The sequence below is a fragment of the Flavisolibacter ginsenosidimutans genome, assembly GCF_007970805.1.
Classification (GTDB): Bacteria; Bacteroidota; Bacteroidia; order Chitinophagales; family Chitinophagaceae; genus Flavisolibacter; species Flavisolibacter ginsenosidimutans.
On record NZ_CP042433.1, the window covers coordinates 3,989,581 to 4,008,961 of the forward strand.

The window sequence follows — 19,381 nt, forward strand, 5'->3', positions numbered from 1 at the left end:
GGATGAAGGATGACAGCGGTGAAATTTCTGTCATCCTTCATCTGTCTTCCATCATCTAAATTTTTCCCTTTCTTTGCTCACTCCAAACAGAAAAAATGAAAGCAACAAGACGGGACAATCCCCGGCAAACAACACAGGCCACAAGAACAGCTGCACCCACAACAGCGAAAAAAAGCGTAGCGGCAGGGGAGTTGTTCAACAAGGACAATTTTAAGTGGATGCTGATTGGCGTAGGCGTTTTGATCCTCGGCTTTTTGCTGATGGCCGGTGGCGGCAGCAGCGATCCGAACGTGTTCAACAAAGCCGAAGTGTACAGTGCACGCCGCATTACCGTTGCACCCATCATTATATTGATTGGCCTTGCCATTGAGATTTACGCCATCTTCCGTCAACCCAAACCCGCTGTTTCCGCAGCCGACTAAACATGACCATCGTTCAAGCCATTGTTCTTGCCATCGTTGAAGGCATTACCGAGTTTTTGCCCATCTCGTCCACCGGGCACATGATCATCACATCATCTTTTCTCGGCATTGAAAAAGAAACGTTCACCAAGTTGTTTGAAGTGGTGATTCAACTCGGCGCCATTCTTTCCGTAGTGGTTCTTTATTACAAAAAGTTTTTCGACTTCAGCCGTTGGCAGTTTTACGCGAAGCTGATTGTCGCCGTCATTCCCGCTTTGATATTCGGTGCCTTGTTTTCGAAAAAAATTGACGCCTTGCTTGAGAGCAGCCTTACGGTTGCCGTCAGCATGTTGGTGGGTGGTATTGTGTTGCTGTTTGTTGACAATATTTTCAACAAGCCCAAATACGACAGCGACCGAAGCATTACCTACCCAAAAGCTTTTGCCATTGGCCTTTGGCAGGTGCTGGCCATGATTCCCGGCGTAAGCCGCAGCGCTGCTTCCATTATCGGCGGTATGCAACAAGGCTTAACGCGAAAGCTGGCCGCAGAGTTTTCTTTTTACCTGGCGGTGCCTACAATGCTGGCGGCCACCGGTAAAAAACTTCTTGACTTTTACAAGGAAAAAGGCACCATCAACGGCGAAGAAATAAAGCTGCTGGCAATTGGAAACGTGGTTGCCTTTGTGGTGGCACTCATTGCCATCAAGTTTTTTATTACTTACCTGCAAAAGCACGGCTTTAAACTCTTTGGCTGGTACCGGATTATTGCCGGGGCTGCGTTGCTCGCCTTAATTCTTTCGGGCTACCTGAAATAAGACAAAGTTCAAAGGCAAACTTGTCCGCTAATGGAAAAAGGCTTTGACTTTTGTCTTTTGAATTTTTACTTTTAGCCGGTTGCTCTTCCCGCAATCGTCACCAACATGCAAACAGCTTCCAAAAAAGTTATTAATGCCTGGGCTATGTACGACTGGGCAAACAGTTCTTACTCGCTCATCATTACATCAGCCATCTTTCCCGCTTATTACACGGCCATTGCACCCGAGAGGGTTTCGTTTTTGGGCAGAGATTTTCCGCGTTCATCACTGGCTTCGTACGCCATTTCGTTTTCCTTTTTGGTCATAGCCATTCTTTCGCCAATTCTTTCTTCTATTGCCGATTACAAGGGAAATAAGAAGGCCTTCATGCAATTCTTTTGTTACCTCGGTTCGGCGGCTTGCATTGCGCTGACCTTTCTTACAAAAGAAAACATCGGCTTCGGCATTATTTGTTCCATTATTGGCTCCATTGGCTTTTGCGGTAGCATTGTTTTTTACAACGCGTATTTGCCTGAAATAGCGGCCGAAGAAGACCAGGACCGCGTGAGCGCAAAAGGCTTTGCTATGGGCTACATCGGAAGCGTGTTGCTGATGGTGGTTTGTCTTGTTTTTATCATGCTGAACGACAACATGCATCTCGGCTGGGGTGCCTGGCCGGCGCGGCTTTCCTTTCTTGCGGTAGGATTGTGGTGGGCCGGCTTTGCGCAAATTACCTTTCGGGCCATGCCGCCTTCCATTGCCTCAAAACAAAACGCGGAACACAGCATCTTTACCAACGGTTTTTACGAATTAAAAAAAGTCTGGGGGCAGTTGCAGGAAACGCCAACCACCAAACGGTTTCTGCGCAGCTTTTTCTTTTACAACATGGGCGTGCAAACGGTCATGTATCTCGCTACCTATTTTGCTTCGGAAGAAATCAAGTTGGAATCATCACAACTCATCATCACCATTCTGCTAATTCAATTGGTGGCCATTGCGGGTGCAACGCTGTTTGCCAAATTATCGAAACGCACAAGCAATCTGTTTACACTGGGCGTTGTCATTATTGTTTGGATAGGCGTTTGCATTGGGGCTTACGCGGTATCGCAGCAAGCAAAAGTGCTGAAACCTTATACCGAGAAAATTACGCTGCTCGAAAAACAAAAAGAGGCGGACCCTTCGTTCAAAGAAGACGCCGATAAACAAATAGCAACCGTGCGAGAGCAGATGGCACCGCTGCAAAAGCCCATCAGCTATGAGTTTTACCTCATTGCCACGGTTGTGGGATTGGTGATGGGCGGCATTCAATCCATGTCGCGGTCAACTTACTCAAAGCTGCTGCCACCGACAAAAGACACGGCCTCTTACTTTAGTTTTTACGACGTTTGCGACAAGGTTGGTACGGTAGTGGGCACTTTGTCCTTTGGCTACGTTGCGGAATTTTACGGCGGCATGGGCAATTCGGTGCTGGCCCTGATGGCGTTTTTTATTGCGGGCGGTATTTTGCTTTTATTTGTTGATCCCAAACGAAAATCGGTTGTTGCAGCATGAATTTATACACGGTAAACACGGGCTATTTTAAACTCGACGGCGGCGCCATGTACGGCGTGGTTCCAAAAACACTTTGGAACAAGATCAATCCGGCTGACGAAAACAATTTGTGCAGTTGGGCCATGCGCTGTTTGCTGATTGAAGACGGGGAAAGATTGATTCTTGTTGACAACGGCATCGGCAACAAACAGGATGAAAAGTTCTTCGGCCATTACTATTTGCACGGCGATGACACACTTGATAAATCGTTAGCCAAACACGGTTTTCACCGCGATGACATCACCGATGTTTTTCTCACGCATTTGCATTTCGATCATTGCGGCGGCTCTATTGTTCGCGAAGGAGATAAACTCGTTCCTGCGTTCAAAAACGCAATCTATTGGAGCAACGAAGAACACTGGGAATGGGCCACAAAACCAAATGATAGGGAGAAGGCTTCGTTTTTGAAGGAAAACATTTTGCCCATTCAGGAAAGCGGGCAATTAAAATTTATTGAGACGCCGAACGTGGATTGGGATGCGTCGAAACCCTTGCCGGAACAGCATTTTGCCGAAAATATTTCGGTGCGTTTTGTCGAAGGTCACACAGCGGCGATGATGCTCCCGCAGATAACCTACAAAGACAAAATAACCGTGTTCATGGCTGATTTGCTTCCCGGTGCGGGACACATTCCGCTGCCTTATGTGATGGCTTACGATATGTTTCCGCTCACAACCTTAGGCGAGAAGAAAAGTTTTTTGTCGGAGGCGATTGAAAAAAAATACGTCCTCTTTTTTGAACACGACCCGAAGATTGAATGCTGCGATTTGGTGCAAACGGAAAAAGGAATCAGGCAAGGAAACTTGTTTACGTTGGCTGATATTTAAGCTTTTATTTTTTCCGGAATAAAAACGAAATCAAACGCGGCGGCTTGCTTCGGTCGTTCTTATCAAACCATTCGTCCAAACATTCACAGGTCAAAACGTTCTTCATCGCCGCATTAAAATAATCCGATGCGTGGTGCATAAAACATTCGAGCACTTGCAATCCTTCGTTCGTTTCAAACCTCGCTTTGCTGCCGCTGTATTGTTTGTAGGGATGCAGTTCGCAGATGTAAAAGTGCCCGCCGGATTGCAAAACGCTTGATGCTTGTTCAAAGATGAAATTCAAATCTTCAATGTGTTCTAAAATCAAGCTGCACGTAACCAGGTCAAACTTTTCTTTTGTAAAACTCCAAGGCTGTGTAATGTCCGCTTGTTGAAACCGAACGTTCGGTGTTGAGACTTTTTCTTTTGCTTTCGCCATCATTTCTTCCGATAAATCAACGGCCAGTAAATGCTTTGCTTTTTGGCTTAGCCATTCGGTGTTCTTGCCCGTGCCGCAACCCAATTCAAGCACGTTTTCAAACGAAATGGAAGACAAAATTTTCTGCCCGGCTTCGCCTTCCAAATCCCTTGTTTTGTTTTCTACCTTATCGTAGGTAGCCGACCATTGGTTGTATAAAGTCCTTGTATCCATTGCCTGTTTGTTTGCCTGAAGATAGGCCGTCTATAAAAAAAATCTGTTCACCGACACATTGACGTCCTTTTATATGTTTTGGCCGCCGTTCATCCTTCGCTTAACCTAATTTAACCGCTGTTCACGTTCATTGCGAATATCTTCGTACTCGTCAATCAAAAGCTTATGAAGAATTTTACTCTCTTTGTCTTGGCCCTTTTTGGCTTTGGCCTTTTTGCTTCGGCGCAAAAAGTTTCCGGCGTGGTCAAAGGCACTTTGCAAGACTCGCTTTCGGCTTCGGCGCTTGGCGATGCAACGGTTTCGGTCATGCATTTGCCCGACTCTTCGCTTGTGTCGTTTACCCTAACAAACAACAACGGCTATTTCGAAATAAAAAATTTAGATCCCGGCGATTATGCCGTTGCGTCTTCTTTTGTTGGATTGCGTTCGTTTAAAAGGAAGTTTACCATAAGTGCGGCAAACCCGGTGGAAGATTTTGGTTTGATAAAATTGCAACGCTCCGATAAATTAATGGACGAAGTCATCATCAGCGAAACGCCGGTGAAGGTGAGCGGCGACACCATCTCTTACAAAGCCGATGCTTTTAAAACCAAACCGAATGCAACCGTAGAAGATCTTCTGAAAAAATTACCGGGCGTGCAGGTTGACAAAGACGGCACCGTAAAAGCGCAGGGCGAAAGCGTGCAAAAGGTTTACGTGGACGGAAAAGAGTTCTTCAACAACGATCCAAAGCTCGCCACAAAAAATTTAACCGCCGACATGGTGGACCGCGTGGAAGTTTACGACGACATGAGTGAACAGGCTAAGTTCAACGGCATTGACGACGGCAGCCGTTCCAAAGCCATCAACCTCAAATTGAAGAAGGATAAAAAGAAAGGAATTTTTGGAAAAGCCTATGCCAGTTACGGCACGGAGCAACGTTACGATGCGGGGCTTACGGCCAACTATTTTAAAGGCGCAACACAAGCCAACGTGATTGCAAAGAGCAACAACACCAACAACATTGGCTTTACTGTTTCGGACATGATTGGCATGTTCAGCAACAGCGGCGGCGGCATGATGGGTGGCGGGAACTTTGGCGGCAACGGCGGTGGCATGAACATTATGAGCATGGGCGGCAGAGGCGGCGGCAACGTTGGTGGTTTTAGTCTTGGTTCCACAAACGGCGGCGGCATTACAACTTCGTCGCAGGCAGGCCTGAACTACCGCGATACCTGGAGCAAGCACTTTGACGTGAACGGCAGTTACTTCTATAACTATGCGCAAAAAGAAAACACGTACACCAGCTTGCAGCAAAACTTTGCCAGCGATTCCACCATTACCACGGCGGACAATACGTATTCGCGCAGCCGCAATTACAACAGCCGCGCAAACCTCAACATCATTTACAGCATTGATTCGTTCAACTCCGTTATTTATCAACCCAACGTCAGCATCCAAAAATCCGATACTTACAGCGACGACAGCCTGATGAAAAGTAGCTCAAACGGCAAAGTTTTAAACCAGGGACGCACCGTGAACAACAATACCGGCGACGGTTACAACTGGAGCAACAATCTTTTGTGGCGCAGAAGGTTTCGCAAGCCGGGAAGAACCTTCTCTGCCGCGCTAACGAACACCTGGAGCAACAACGACCGCACGGGTTATACGCTGAATCAGTTAAGCAGGTTGCAGTCCGATCAAATGAGCCAAACAAAAAGCAATACAAACAATTATGCGTTGAGTCTTTCGTACACCGAAGCCATTGCACGAGATAAAATTTTGGAATTTAATTACAACCACACCGACAACCGTAGCACATCCGACCGCAGCACGTTTTATAAAAACTTTGCGACGAACAAGTACGAGATTCTTGATACAGCACAAAGCAGTTATTTCGAAAGCAGCAATCTGTTCGATCGCTTTGGCACCAACTTGCGGGTCGTAAAAAAGAAATACAATTATCAACTGGGTTTTGCCGCGCAGCAAACGAATTTGGAAAGCAACAACGTTTCGAAGAAAAGTTTTGTGACGCAAAAAAGCTGGAACTATTTCCCAACCGCTTCGTTCAACTATCAATTCCAGCGCAGCCGCAGCCTGCGTTTCAGCTACCGTGGCCGCACCAATCAACCTTCCGCCACGCAGTTACAAGACGTTGAGAACCGCGACAACTCCCTCAACATTTATCGGGGTAACCCTGATCTGAAACAGGAGTTTTCGCACAGCCTTATGTTGAGTTACAATTTCTTTGACATCATCAAATTCCGCAACCTCTTTGCTTTCTTAACTTACAACGTCACGGAGAACAAAATCGCCAACTCCATCGTTTATCTTCCAAACGGCGGGCAGTACACAAGACCTGTGAATTTGAGCGGCATTTACAACGTGAGCGGCAACATCAACTTCGGCCTTCCCATCAAGCATTTGCAGGGCGGTAACTTCAATACCAACACAAGGGTTTCGTACAGTCAGGACGCAAGTCTCGTGAACAACGTGAAGAACTTTACGCGGAATCTTTCGGCTACGGAAGACTTGCGTTTAAGCTACAATTACAAAGAGAAACTGGACATGGGACTTTCGGCCAGCGTAACCTATAACCAGGTACGAAACACGGTGCAAAAAAGTACCAACAGTGCCTACTATACCCACGTTTACTCGGCCGACATAACCTATACGCTGCCAAAGGATTTCATTCTGGCTACCGATGTTGACTACACGTTCAATACCGGCCTTGCCAGCGGCTACAACCAGAACTACGCCATCTGGAACGGCAGCTTGGCCAAGCAAGTGTTTAAAAATAAACGCGGTGAATTCAAGGCTTCGGTGTACGATATTTTAAACCAAAACAAAAGCGTTTACCGCACGGTGGATGGGCCGAACATTCAGGACATTCGCAACAGCACGCTGAAACGTTTTTTCATGCTCACGTTTACGTATAAAATCAGCCGCATGGGCGGACGCACCATGCCCCCGATGATGGAGCGGGCAACAAAAGGAATAAGGTTTTAAATGGGGCTGAGATTGTAGGGACTTGTCACCAGCATGTCCAGGAAAGACGCAGGAAACAAAACATTGATTGCATAAAAAATCCTCCCAGGCGGGAGGATTTTCTTTTACCGGATAATCCGTTTGTCGGTGGGCGAATAACCCTGTACCGTTGAAGAGCCGTAAAGCAATGCGCCTAAAATAGACCGTACAAAGCGAATGACGTTTGTGGACGGTTTGTACGCATCGCTATAAATTTTTGCAGCTTGTTTTTGGTACTCAATGTTTCTGTTTTTCATGATTCGAGTGTTTTCGGGTTTGGGGATAATGCGTGGATAAACTTAGTCATTTTCTTTGAGAAAAAGAACGGCTTGCCTATTTTGCCCCCTGAAAACTTGTTAAAAAAATCCCCTCTATGAAATTGAAAACGACACAAAGCGTTCTTACCGTTCTGTCCTTCCTGTTCTTTCATGCGGCCAACGCACAGTTTAAAATTCCGGGCATGGGCAATGCCGATGTACGGCAGGCTTTAGAAAAAGTAATTGGCGATTATCAAAAAGATTTTGCGACGCTAAAAGGAGACGTGGTGAACACCAATCCGCAGACGGTGGAGTATCAATCGCTGCTGCAATTTAAAAGTGCCGAGAGCAACACCATCATTCAATACTCGGGTAAGAATCCTGTGTACAGTTGGCAGGCGCAAATGTTTACCACAGAAGAATTTGAAGCCGCGGAAAAAAAATACAAATCGCTTTACAACCAGTTAAAGGGCATGAGCCTGAAACTAAACCGCGATTATGATTATTCGCTTGCAGGCGAATACGGCAAGCCCGATGAAAGCAAAACATTTTGCAGTTCGGCCTTTCGCTTGCTGCCCAACGCCACTTATTTACCCAAAGTAAAAGTGGAGCTTTCGATGCAATACGAATTGATGGAATGGAAAATTTATTTGCTCGTGTATCAAAAAGAAAGAGAAGACAGCGAACGGGGGAAGACCGAAGAATGATCTTATCTGAGCCGGGATGCGTTGGATGAATGGGATTGATGGGATAAATAATCTCAAACATCCCGCATATTCCGGTTCAGATAACCGCCTCTCTGCGCGAAAGTCCATCGCCGCAGGCGGGGCCCGGACGATTATCTTTGCGGCCTAAAACGAGATTTTGGAGAAGAGCAACTTTGTTGACCAGATAAGGATTTTCTGTCGTAGTGGGCACGGTGGCGCGGGCATCAAACATTTTCGGCGCGATAAGTTAACCGCTTACGGCGGACCCGATGGCGGCGACGGCGGCCGCGGCGGACACATTATTTTAAAAGGCAACCGCAACCTGTGGACTTTGCTGCACCTGCGCTATCACAAAAACGTGCTGGCCGAAGACGGTGAGAGAGGAAGCGACAACAACAAAACGGGCCGCGATGGAAACGACATCGTATTGGAAGTTCCCCTCGGCACCATTGCCGTAGACGAAGAAAGCGGTGAAAAAGAAGCCGAAGTTTTGCACGACGGCGAAGAGATCATTTGGCTGCCCGGCGGCAAAGGCGGCTTGGGTAATACCAATTTTAAAACGCCAACCAACCAGGCGCCGGAACACTCACAACCGGGATTGCCCGGCGAAGAAGGTTGGAAAGTGCTTGAGCTGAAAGTGCTGGCCGACGTGGGTTTGGTTGGTTTTCCCAACGCAGGAAAATCAACCTTGCTTTCGGTGATGACGGCAGCCAAGCCAAAAATCGCTGATTACGCTTTCACCACCATCACACCCAATCTGGGTATGGTGGAATACCGCGACGGCAAAAGCTTTTGCATGGCCGATTTGCCGGGAATCATCGAAGGCGCCGCCGAAGGCAAAGGCCTCGGCCATCGCTTTCTGCGGCATATTGAACGCAACTCCATTTTGCTGTTTTTAATTCCCGCCGACAGCAAAGACCACAAAAAAGAATTCGAAATTCTTTTAAACGAATTGGAAGAGTACAACCCCGAACTGGCGCACAAGCAATTCATCATCGCCGTTTCCAAAAGCGACATGCTGGACGATGAACTGGCGAAGGAAATAGAAAGGGAATTGCCACCGAACGTGCCGCACATTTTTATTTCATCGGTTACCAACAAAAACATTCAGGCGTTGAAAGACTTGTTGTGGGCAACGCTAAACGCACAAACGACTTAGACAATGGTTGCACTGGATACGATCTACCGCATCTTCATGTTCATTCTGCCTTATGCGCTGTGCATTGCCGCTTATGTTTGGGTTGGCAGGAAGGCCTTGCGTGTGCCGCAAAAAACGTCAAGAATTATTGCGCTTGTCATCATTGCCGGAGGACTGGCTTACACGCTTTACCGCCTGGTGCGTTCCGTCGGCAACATTATGACGAATGAACTCTTTGAATTCGTCATCCTCATCGTGGCCGTGGCCGTGCTGGCAATTGCGTCCATCGTAATGGCGCTCGGTGAGCCGGAGAAATGAGACTGAGGTCAGGTTAAGGAGAGGGGTGGGGGTGCTTTGTCTGCTTGTTTAAAGGCACAGCGATTGCAGGGGTGATAACGGAAAATAAGCCGCGCGGTAAAAGAACAAATCTCAAATCTAAAAACGCAAATCAATAATTCGTATGAGCCAGGCTTTTGTACGCGAGGGTGATGCTCAATGGCTACGCGACGTGGCGCCGGCAGTTAACGCTTTGCTCTTGTTTCTAACGCAGGAAAACAACGGCATTCGTGTGTACGAGCAAAAGACAAGCGTTGACAAAAAAACAGGCCGCGAGGTTCATCACATGAGCAACGGCCTGGCTTACACAAAAGATGATGAAGGCCGCTGGAGCATTGCCTGGTAAATCGTCTTTGCCCTTCTTTACGGCCATCTTTTCTTCTTATCTTCACGGGCTTAAACAACCATTCTATGGGATTGCTAAACCAGAAAGGAAAAGGCGCCGACAAAAAGAAAAGCGGTGCACCAAAAAATAACGCACAGGGTTCTAAATTCATTACAGGCAAATCCACAAAAGCTGCTGGCGGCCCCAAAAAACCAATGACGGGCGGCTCGCAGCGTGGCTCCTGAGAAGCAGCGTTTGTGAAAAGACAAGCTGCGCTACCTGCATGAAGCTGATGTCTTGTTGCCTTAAGTTGGGGGCGAGGAGTTTGTGTTTCGTTATTACTCAAAAAATCAAAGTACAAAACAAAAGACCGTCTGCGTGAACGGTCTTTTGTTTTGTACTGTCTTAAGGCAGGAGATGGCCGCAAAAAAAATATCGGCAAAACATTTGAACTTTCGTTTAAATAATATGTATTTTTAATTTCACATCTGGCGAACATTTACGCTGCTTCAGAAATCCACTCCTTTTTAAAATCATCTCTCGCAAACTTGTCTTCCTTTTTAAGCACCGAAGTATCACTTCCTCCTTATTGAAACGTGCTTTATAACTGCGTTTTATAAACACGCCTTGTGTACCGGATATAGACTAATCCACCTTGATTGCTGTTTCTCAAAAGCATTTCGAACAGGAAAATCCCGGGAATCAAAAATGAATTGTACTAGGCTACCACACGGTTTATCCCCGCCTACCGCATGACCTTTCGTCCTATATCCAGGACTTCGTTCTTACAACGGCTTGATGACTCTTTCGAAGAACGTGATGCGAGCGCCGAACAAACCTACTCAGTTCGATAACCGATCAAAACATTTTTATGCGAAAGCTTACTTTACTCTTCCTCTTTTTTATTGCCTCTCTCTATTATGCAAAGGGGCAATACAATGTAAACGGAAACGCTATTAGTTTAGGCGGTGATTGTTTTCGATTAACTCCTTCTGCGCCCAGCCAAAGCGGCTCCGTTTGGTTTCAAAACAAAATTACCCTTGCGTCCGATCTTACTATACATGCAACCATTAATTTAGGTACCAGGCCTGATCCTTTTGGAGCTGACGGGATAGCCTTTGTATTACAGCCGGTTTGCAGTGGCATTGGCGGGCTTGGCGGGGGCATTGGTTACTTTGGTATAACGCCGTCGCTTGATGTTGAGTTTGATACCTGGCAAAATACAGACCGGGGTGATCCACTTCAGAACCATGTTGGATTAATGAAAAACGGTAATGTAAACCACAACGGTGGAACAGCAACGCCCATACAGGTTTTTCAAAACTATAAAACGGTTGGAGAATTAGAAAACGGAGCCAATCATGATCTTCTTATCCAGTGGACCGCCAGCACTCACAATTTAAAAGTTACCTTGGACGGAGTCCTTCAGGTTGATTATACCGGGGACATTGTTACAGATATTTTTGGCGGGAACAGAAATGTGTTTTGGGGCTTTACCGCTGCAACCGGTGCTGAATTCAATAATCAAAGTGTTTGCATTCTATCGAAAAGTTTTACCGAAGAAGGTTCCTTTACGGTAACCAAGCCAACTTGCCCCAATTATAACAACGGCGCCATTGACTTGAACCCTGCGGGCGGAATAGGACCATTTACCTACGCCTGGAGTAATGGCGCAACTACCGAAGATATATCCGGACTTACAGCCGGAACCTACAGCGTAACGGTAACGGACGGGAATGGCTGCCAAAGTGTGTATAGCAATATTGTTGTTGCCAATGCTCCAGACGTTGATCCTCCGCTTATAGCAGTTTTCCCGTCAAATCCAGTAACAATTTCTCAATTGGGTAGGAAAACAACTTATTCAAATGTTTCGCTTAACGGCGGGCCAAACTATATTGTTGCGGCCCCGAATGCTCCAATTACTTTAACGGCAAATTATTCGTCCTCCTATGATGGAGGAGCCGGCTGCCCCGGATGCATTACACAGCATCACGTCCAGTTTCCGGGACAGTTCTCGTTGTGTCAAGCCGCTGGCTATGGAAGCGGCGGCATTAATCAATCATTTACGGCTCCGGCTACACCAGGTACTTATTATGTTACGCAAACGGCCACCTGGTGGTACTACTGCGGTCAATTTGGTACACCGCCCTATAACAACAGACCCGAGGATGCCATTGCCGTTGTAATTGTCCCCGGCGGGACCAATTGCCGGCCTGATATTACAGTGGATGCAACGACTGGGCAGTGCGGTACAGTTGTAAATTATGCTGCGCCTACCGCCATTGATAATTGCCCCGGTGTTACTGTAAGCCAAACCACAGGATTGCCAAGCGGAAGTACATTCCCAGTGGGTACAACCACGAATACCTTTGTGGCAACGGACGCTTCCGGAAATACGGCAACCTGCAGCTTTACTGTAACCGTAACCGACAATCAAAAACCGGTTATTACTACCAATGGAGACATGACGGTAAGCAATGACCCGGGTGTATGCGGAGCAAGTGTGAACGTCAGTGCTTCCGCCACGGATAATTGCTCTGTGGGAACACCAACCGGTGTAAGAAGCGATGCCCAGCCATTGAACGCTGTTTATCCTGTAGGCACAACAACCATCACCTGGAACGTAACCGATGCGAACGGCAACGCGGCTATTCCTGTAACGCAAACCGTTACGGTGAACGATACCGAGAAGCCAAACGCAAAATGTAAAAACGCAACGGTTACACTCCTTAACGGCAGTGCCAGCATTGCTCCTGCTGATGTGAACGATGGCAGTACAGATAATTGCGGTATTCAATCAGTAACGGTATCGCCAAGTACGTTCAATTGTTCCAACATCGGTGCAAACAAGGTTACACTAACGGTAACTGACGTACACGGCAACGTTTCAACTTGCAGCGCTACCGTTACAGTAGTCGGAACGATTCCCACCTGCAGTATTGCTTCCATTCCATCCGATAACACGTACACGGGTGGCAATCCAAACAACATCTACCTGGGTTATGGCCCGCAAAGCACAACGCTGCAGGTATCTGCTCCGGCAAGCGGCGCGCCGTACACCTACGCATGGTCGCCGGCTACGGGTTTGAGCAGCAACACCAGCAGTGCACCGGTGTTTACGCCAACGGCTGAAGGTTCCTACACCTTTACCGTAACGGTAACCAACAAATACGGCTGTTCCAACACGTGCAGTATCACCATCTGTGTTCTCGACATCCGCGTGCCGGGCAGCAACGGCAAGGTTTACGTTTGTCACTATCCGCAAGGAAACACCGGCAACGTACAAACCATTTCGGTTAGCGTAGATGCCGTTCCTGCGCACATTTACATTCCGGGCCACGGCGATCATCTGGGCCGCTGCGATCAAACGCCTTGCGGTGCCGCACCAACGCTTACCACACGGAATAACCCCGCTGTTACCGGTTTGCAAAGCGATGCGTTTAGCCTTTCGGCCGCACCAAATCCAAGTGCGGGTTATTTCAACGTATTGGTGAAAAGCGGCAATCAGAACCCGGTAGAAATTCGGGTGACCGACGTACTTGGCCGCATTGTATTCAGGCAGACGAACGTAATGCCGAACACCACTCTTCGCGTTGGCGAAAAGTTTGGTACCGGCGGTTACCTGATTGAAGCCATACAGGGCGCCAACCGGCAAACGCTTAAAGTGCTCAAGTCACAACAGTAAGCTACGGCTCTTTGCTTTAAAGCCGCCTCAATGGAGGCGGCTTTTTTATGTGGCCAACCCGGCAAAAACATGCGCTGGCTTTGAGGCATTTTTTCCTACACAGGCTGTTGACTTTTTTCCCTAAAACCTTCGCGGAATCCCAAACAATTCCGTGTTTTTATCCCCGATAAAAGAACCGCATTTGCACCGCTACACACAAGAAGTTTTTTTTTAAACTCAATTCCGCTTTGCCGCCGTAACCGCAACCGTTGTGGCACGGTTTTGAAATAAGTTTCAGTGTTCGCAAAGCAGGACAATTTTTAGGGCAAGCAGTGATTTTGGTGCATGTTAGGCGTGGTGAATTTTGTGGCTTGCCCTACTTTTTTTAAGAGCAGAACCAGGTTTTAATCCGTGCGCTATGTCCCGATAAATCAAAAATCTATTGCGAATAAAAGGCATCCCGTTTTCTGCGGGGTGCCTTTTGTTTTTGCAGCGTTTAAAACGCGAAGGAAACAACGCCTGCCCCTGTTGCCTCAAAACAAACGGCCGGCTTTTGGATTGGGTGACATGATTGTTCCGGGATGTACGAGGCGGTGTATGGTTTGGCCTTCTTCCCGCGTCATCACCGTGCCCTGTGCCGCGCCGTCAAAAAGCAGTTCGTTGTTTTGCAGGCGCAGCCAGGTTCCTTCGGGCAAACAAACGATGCTTGTGCCCTCGTTTAGTTTGAGAAATTCTTCCAGCCTTTGGTCTCTCGTTTCGCCGTGAAAACCTTTGGTGACAAGGTTGTAATAATGCGGGTTGATTTGAAAGGGAAAGAAGTCAAAGGCTTCAAAACTTTTTGGCTGAACGATGGGCATGTCGTTGGTGGTGCACAGGGTAGGGCCGCACAAATTAGAGCCCGCACTCCAGCCGATGTAAGGCGTTCCGCTTTGCACTTTTGCCCTGATGATTTCTACCAAATCATAGGCGTACAAATCGTGCAGCAGCTTAAAGGTGTTGCCCCCGCCAACCATAACGGCATCGCATTGTTCGATGGTGGTTTTTGCGTTGCCCGGTGTAACCAGTTTAATGTTCTGTGCCAGCGCCGGAAACCCTTCTCTCACGTTGTTTGCATAGGCTTCGTGATTGTCAACCGAGGCAAACGGAATAAAAGCAATTGTGCTTGATGTTGTGCCCAAAAATTCTTTCATAACCGGCACCGCTGTTTCTAAATAAGCACCGCCGCCAACTCTTGAACTGCTGAATGCCAGAATGCGTATTCCCTTCATGTGTTAAGCTGTTTATAGTAGTTTATATTTCTTCAAAATAATTCGGCCTGCGGCGGAACGTTGGCGTTACCAAGCGGCGGAAGATCGGGCCATTCGTAAGCGTCCACTTTTGTTTTGCCGTCGGGTCTTTCCTTTGTGGTGCGCACGGTGTAAACGGGACGGTAATCCAGTTCTTCGGATGGCATTTCAAAGTCTAGCACTTCGCTCATTTCTTCGTCGCTTAAATCGGGCAAAAGCCATTTTGTTTCCAGTTCTTCGGTCAGAAAAAGCGGCATCCGGAAAGCCTGGTCGCCGCTGTTGTGTATTTGCGCCATTACGCGGTTTGCCGGCCGTGTAACTAACGTAAAGGTTCCCGTGATCTCGCCGGTTTCCACGTCGGCCTTGTGTGGGTAATGATACAAGCCGGGAATGTAAAACTGTTCTCTTCCTTTCAGCGAAACGTGGTAAGGAATTTTGTTTTTAAAACCGCTTACCTCGCGGTGCTCGTAAATGCCCGTTGCAGGAATGAGGCAACGCGTTTTTCGCAGGCGGTGCCAGTAGCTTTTCCGGTCTTCAACAATTTTCTCGCTGCGGGCATTGCACATTTGCGAACGCATCTTTTTTTGCTTTTCCGGCGTGTTCATGTACTCGGCAATTACGCCCCATTCAAAAGGTTTCAGTTTGTAGTTGGCGTTCTCAAAAATCACCACGGGGTACTTGCGGTGTGCCTGCGCCTGCACGTGCAGCAGCATGTCTTCGTCGCGGCGCAGCGATGGGTCAACCTCGATGCCGGGAATGTCGCGAATGATTTTGTCGAAGCGGGCTGCAAAAGAAATGTCGTAACACATAAAATGCGGTTTCGTGGTTTCAAAATTAGGCTGCGGTTTGCCGCGGGCTTTGGACAAAGGCCGTTGAAAAGAGAAAGAAATTATTTTGCGTCCTCTTTTAACCTATGTCAAAAGCAAAAGCCTTGCGCCAGCGGGTGCACCAAAAGTTTGGCGGCCGCTGTGCTTACTGCGGTTCGGTACTTGAATACAAAGCCATGCAGGTAGATCATTACCTGCCGCAATGCCGCGAAAAATTTTATGCCCGCCGCTGCAAAAAAGACGTGCACGCCGAAGAAAACCTGATGCCGGCCTGCCGCCGCTGCAACCATTACAAACGGGCCCGCACGCCCAAACAGTTTCGCGAGCTGATGACGACCCTGCACGAAAGGCTGGAGGCAATTTACATTTTGAAAGTGGCCGTTGATTTCGGCATGGCTACCGTTAAGCCTTTTGACGGCAAGTTTTATTTTGAAAAGCTGGCGGAACAAACGGTTCGTACTCCCGCGGCAGACCGCTCTTGTCCAAAACCTTTGTAGCAATGAACGGAGCAACGTGTTGCCCAGCCTTATGTACTTGTTTTTTGCGAGCTGTAGCAAAGCGGCCAAGGTTAGCCATCCATTTGTTCTTCTACTCAAACTGGTTTCAAAAATGATCACGGCTGCGTTGCCACCCTCTTGGTCCGACAGGCTCATCATAACGGAGTTATCCTGAGCTTGCCGAAGGGTTGCAGCGCGGGTGCATTATTTTAAGTTCGCCTGAATTCACCGGCTTCGAGAAGCTCAGCCTGACAAATGCTTACGCTGTCATTGGCATGCTTCCCCAACGGTGTTGAGAAAGAACTTCCTCCTCTAATTTCGCAGACTAAACAAAAGAAACAGCAGATGCTTGACGAACGATTGTTGAAAAACTACGCAAAGGTGATGGTACATTATGCGTTGAACGACGGCAGGGGAATCAATAAAGGCGATACGGTTTTCCTGGTGGGACAGGAATGCACCAAAGACCTTTTTACAACCATCGCCAAAGAAATTTACGCCGCCGGCGGCAACCTGATCACGAGCTACCAGCCAAACAATTTGCGGGACACCAGCCTTGTTCGCTTTCTGCTGCAGACCGGAACGGATGAACAAATCGGGTTCTTTGCCGAACCGTACTGGAAAGGAATTGTGGAGGCCTCCGATCACATTCTCTTCATCATTTCAGAACCCGACGTTCATTACCTCGAAGACATTCCTGCATCAAAGATCAGCAGCATAAACAGCAGCAGGGCGCCGTACATGAAAATGCGGGAGAAGAAAGAGCAGGCGGGCAAGCTTTCCTGGTCGCTTTGCCTGTACGGCACGCAATCCATGGCCGACGAAGCGGGCCTCACGCTGAAAGATTACTGGGAGCAGATCATTGAAGCCTGTTACCTGCGTGAAGAAGACCCCGTGGCCAAATGGAAAGAAGTGCAGAAAGAAATTGAAACCATCAAAGACAAGCTGGATGCTTTGGCCATTGAAGACCTGCACGTAAAAGGCGAAGACGTTGACTTGCGCATCCGCCTTGGCGAACACCGCAAATGGCTGAGCGGCGGCGGGAAAAACATTCCTTCCTTCGAAATTTTCACGTCGCCCGACTGGCGCGGCATGAACGGTTTTATCCGCTTCAACCAGCCTTTGTATTATTCGGGTAAACGCATTGCCGGTGTCTCGCTAACGTTCGCGGACGGCGTGGTCACGGCATCGTCCGCAACGGAAAACGAAGACGCGTTGAAGGAAATGATTGCGCAGGAAAACGCCGACAAGGTGGGAGAGTTTTCGCTCACCGACAAGCGCCATTCCCGCATCACAAAGTTTATGGCCACAACCTTGTTTGACGAAAACACGGGCGGCGCTTTTGGCAACACGCACGTTGCGCTGGGCAATGCGTACAAGGATACTTTCACCGGTGACATGGCCGCCGTATCTGATGAACAATGGGCAGAGATGGGCTACAACAGTTGTCCCAAAGTGCACACCGACATTGTAAGCACGACCAACCGAACGGTCACCGCACGGTTGCGCAACGGAACGGAGAAAGTTATTTACAAGGACGGGCAGTTTGTGCTGGATTGATTGAGGTGATTGCCTTGCTGTTGTTTTACGCCGTTGCCTGTGTTCTTCGCTTTTGTGCTGCGCCTTCACCGTAAGCGATGAAAAAATAAGTAATAACGATTATTGATTGATCCTGTTTTGCCTTTTAGTTTTGCGGCTCAAATTAGCAGAACGGCTTTGCAACCGGCACCAAGCACCCGGTTTTAAGGCGTCATAAAATCCAAACCCGTGAACAAAATCACACCGCACAATCAGGCCGGCGATTCTCTTTCTTTTCTTTCCCTAAAACACAATCTCTTTTCTCTGCTCATGGTCCGTGCAGGCGGCTGCGCTTTTTAAAATCACAACGTAAATAATCCCATGAAAAAAACTTTACTTCTCTTTTTCGTTAACCTCGTTTTACTGACCGGCTTTACAAGGGTAGCCGCACAAACCCTGAGCAGCGGCCCAACGCTTAGTTTTAGCAATGTAACCGGCTTTGGCGACAACATTGCGCAGGACGGCGAAGGCGGATCGGTAGCCATTTCGGATATTGACATACAGGTAATGCCCATCAGCAACTCAGGCGCCAAATTGACGGCAGACCCCCTCGAATACCACGACATGGCGGATTGGAACGTTCCACCAATGATTACGTACGGCGGGACAAACTCGTTTTACGGATGGACGATAAAGTCGGGCAACGGCGCTGAATTTTCGCTGGTCTCATTCGACTTCAACGATTGGGGCGAATGGTCGGGTAATTTGTTTACCGTGCAGGCGTTTCGGAACGGCTCGTCACTGGGCTCGGTCAGCTTTGCCGGCAACATGGATAACAACATGGTTCATCTTGCCAATCCCGGCGTGTTGTCATCCATTTTCCAGAACGTGGATGAAGTGCGTGTTTATAAGCAAGGCGGTGCAAACTCCTGGGTCGGCATCAACAGCATCAAGGTTTCTTCTCCTGTTGCGTCCTTACCGGTTACCTGGCTCAATTTTACGGCAAGAGGCGAGAGCAACGGTGTTTTGCTGAACTGGAGTACGGCGAGAGAGCAAAACACGCGGGATTTTGAAATACAGCACGGTGATGGCCGCGGCTGGGACCGTGTTGCTACCGTTCACGCGGCCGTTAACAGCGGCGACGTAGAGCATTATAGCTACTTGCACAATACGGTTGCACACGGTGTGCATTATTACCGCATTCTTCAACGTGATGTGGACGGAAAAGAAAGCTATAGCAAGGTGATTGCGGTAGATTTTAGCGGCGCTCAAAACCGGTTGAGCGTTTATCCCAACCCTATCGCCAACGGGCAGATAACGGTGGAGGTAGAAAAAGAAGAGAAGGCCCGGTTGTTTACCGCGACGGGAAAGCTGGTCTTGGAAAGACAACTGCTGCCGGGAGTGCAACAATTGCAACTGCCCTTTCTCCAAAAGGGATTCTATTTCCTTAAAGCCGGGGAGAAGACGGAAAGAATTATGGTGCAATAAGAAGAAATCTGGCTACACAAATTGTTTCTACAGCCCGCTGTCAATGCGGTTACGTCGTTGGTGTTGCACACAAACAAGGTGCTTCACCA

Annotated in this window: 18 protein-coding genes; 14 read left to right on the forward strand and 4 right to left on the reverse strand. The window is 48.1% G+C overall.

Annotation, left to right across the window (positions count from 1 at the left end; translation table 11 throughout):
- Positions 1-95: 95 nt before the first annotated feature.
- The 4 genes from FSB75_RS17010 (at position 96) to FSB75_RS17025 (ending at position 3,612) form a co-directional block, all read left to right on the forward strand.
- On the forward strand, positions 96-422 hold the full coding sequence (locus FSB75_RS17010) for a DUF3098 domain-containing protein (protein ID WP_146789949.1): 327 nt from the start codon (positions 96-98) through the stop codon (positions 420-422).
- 2 nt (positions 423-424) lie between these two features.
- A complete protein-coding gene (locus FSB75_RS17015) occupies positions 425-1,216 on the forward strand; it encodes an undecaprenyl-diphosphate phosphatase (RefSeq protein ID WP_146789951.1) in 792 nt (263 codons plus the stop codon).
- A 105-nt stretch (positions 1,217-1,321) separates the two neighbouring features.
- The gene (locus FSB75_RS17020; protein ID WP_146789953.1) at positions 1,322-2,746 is read left to right on the forward strand and encodes an MFS transporter; all 1,425 of its coding nucleotides are present in this window, start codon (positions 1,322-1,324) and stop codon (positions 2,744-2,746) included.
- Entirely contained in the window at positions 2,743-3,612 is an 870-nt protein-coding gene (locus FSB75_RS17025) for an MBL fold metallo-hydrolase (protein WP_146789955.1), read from the forward strand. The genes FSB75_RS17020 and FSB75_RS17025 overlap by 4 nt, the downstream gene beginning before the upstream one ends.
- A 4-nt stretch (positions 3,613-3,616) precedes the next feature.
- Here the strand turns inward: FSB75_RS17025 and FSB75_RS17030 are convergent, their stop codons facing one another.
- Positions 3,617-4,243: a class I SAM-dependent DNA methyltransferase gene (locus tag FSB75_RS17030; protein WP_146789957.1), complete on the reverse strand. Its 627-nt coding sequence runs from the start codon at positions 4,241-4,243 to the stop codon at positions 3,617-3,619.
- A 165-nt stretch (positions 4,244-4,408) separates the two neighbouring features.
- Between FSB75_RS17030 and FSB75_RS17035 the strand changes: the two genes are divergently transcribed.
- A complete protein-coding gene (locus tag FSB75_RS17035; RefSeq protein ID WP_146789959.1) occupies positions 4,409-7,231 on the forward strand; it encodes a TonB-dependent receptor in 2,823 nt (940 codons plus the stop codon).
- Positions 7,232-7,335: 104 nt separating this feature from the next.
- Here the strand turns inward: FSB75_RS17035 and FSB75_RS21865 are convergent, their stop codons facing one another.
- Positions 7,336-7,506, reverse strand: coding sequence for a hypothetical protein (locus FSB75_RS21865; RefSeq protein ID WP_172623199.1), 171 nt, complete (start codon positions 7,504-7,506; stop codon positions 7,336-7,338).
- Between the two features lie 116 nt (positions 7,507-7,622).
- On the opposite strand from FSB75_RS21865, the gene FSB75_RS17040 reads away from it, so the two are divergent.
- From FSB75_RS17040 to FSB75_RS17060, 6 genes are all read left to right on the forward strand, one after another.
- Positions 7,623-8,213 (forward strand): hypothetical protein, encoded by a 591-nt coding sequence (locus tag FSB75_RS17040; RefSeq protein ID WP_146789961.1) that lies wholly within the window; start codon positions 7,623-7,625, stop codon positions 8,211-8,213.
- Positions 8,214-8,370: 157 nt separating this feature from the next.
- The gene (gene obgE / locus FSB75_RS17045) at positions 8,371-9,372 is read left to right on the forward strand and encodes a GTPase ObgE (protein ID WP_146789963.1); all 1,002 of its coding nucleotides are present in this window, start codon (positions 8,371-8,373) and stop codon (positions 9,370-9,372) included.
- 3 nt (positions 9,373-9,375) lie between these two features.
- The gene (locus FSB75_RS17050) at positions 9,376-9,669 is read left to right on the forward strand and encodes a hypothetical protein (RefSeq protein WP_146789965.1); all 294 of its coding nucleotides are present in this window, start codon (positions 9,376-9,378) and stop codon (positions 9,667-9,669) included.
- Between the two features lie 142 nt (positions 9,670-9,811).
- Positions 9,812-10,033 carry a hypothetical protein gene (locus tag FSB75_RS17055; protein WP_146789967.1) on the forward strand — a complete coding sequence of 74 codons (222 nt, stop codon included), beginning with the start codon at positions 9,812-9,814 and terminating at the stop codon, positions 10,031-10,033.
- A gap of 65 nt (positions 10,034-10,098) precedes the next feature.
- Positions 10,099-10,257 carry a hypothetical protein gene (locus FSB75_RS21870; protein ID WP_172623200.1) on the forward strand — a complete coding sequence of 53 codons (159 nt, stop codon included), beginning with the start codon at positions 10,099-10,101 and terminating at the stop codon, positions 10,255-10,257.
- 626 nt (positions 10,258-10,883) lie between these two features.
- Positions 10,884-13,697: a lectin-like domain-containing protein gene (locus FSB75_RS17060; protein WP_146789969.1), complete on the forward strand. Its 2,814-nt coding sequence runs from the start codon at positions 10,884-10,886 to the stop codon at positions 13,695-13,697.
- A 512-nt stretch (positions 13,698-14,209) separates the two neighbouring features.
- On the opposite strand, the gene pepE is transcribed toward FSB75_RS17060, so the two are convergent.
- Both pepE and FSB75_RS17070 read right to left on the reverse strand, forming a co-directional pair.
- A complete protein-coding gene (gene pepE / locus FSB75_RS17065; RefSeq protein ID WP_146789971.1) occupies positions 14,210-14,944 on the reverse strand; it encodes a dipeptidase PepE in 735 nt (244 codons plus the stop codon).
- Between the two features lie 32 nt (positions 14,945-14,976).
- A complete protein-coding gene (locus FSB75_RS17070) occupies positions 14,977-15,771 on the reverse strand; it encodes an SOS response-associated peptidase (RefSeq protein ID WP_146789973.1) in 795 nt (264 codons plus the stop codon).
- A gap of 104 nt (positions 15,772-15,875) precedes the next feature.
- On the opposite strand from FSB75_RS17070, the gene FSB75_RS17075 reads away from it, so the two are divergent.
- The 3 genes from FSB75_RS17075 (at position 15,876) to FSB75_RS17085 (ending at position 19,292) form a co-directional block, all read left to right on the forward strand.
- On the forward strand, positions 15,876-16,286 hold the full coding sequence (locus FSB75_RS17075) for an HNH endonuclease (RefSeq protein ID WP_146789975.1): 411 nt from the start codon (positions 15,876-15,878) through the stop codon (positions 16,284-16,286).
- A 345-nt stretch (positions 16,287-16,631) separates the two neighbouring features.
- Positions 16,632-17,846 carry an aminopeptidase gene (locus FSB75_RS17080; protein ID WP_146789977.1) on the forward strand — a complete coding sequence of 405 codons (1,215 nt, stop codon included), beginning with the start codon at positions 16,632-16,634 and terminating at the stop codon, positions 17,844-17,846.
- A gap of 339 nt (positions 17,847-18,185) precedes the next feature.
- Positions 18,186-19,292, forward strand: a complete 1,107-nt coding sequence (locus FSB75_RS17085; RefSeq protein WP_146789979.1) for a T9SS type A sorting domain-containing protein — start codon at positions 18,186-18,188, stop codon at positions 19,290-19,292.
- Positions 19,293-19,381 lie beyond the last annotated feature (89 nt).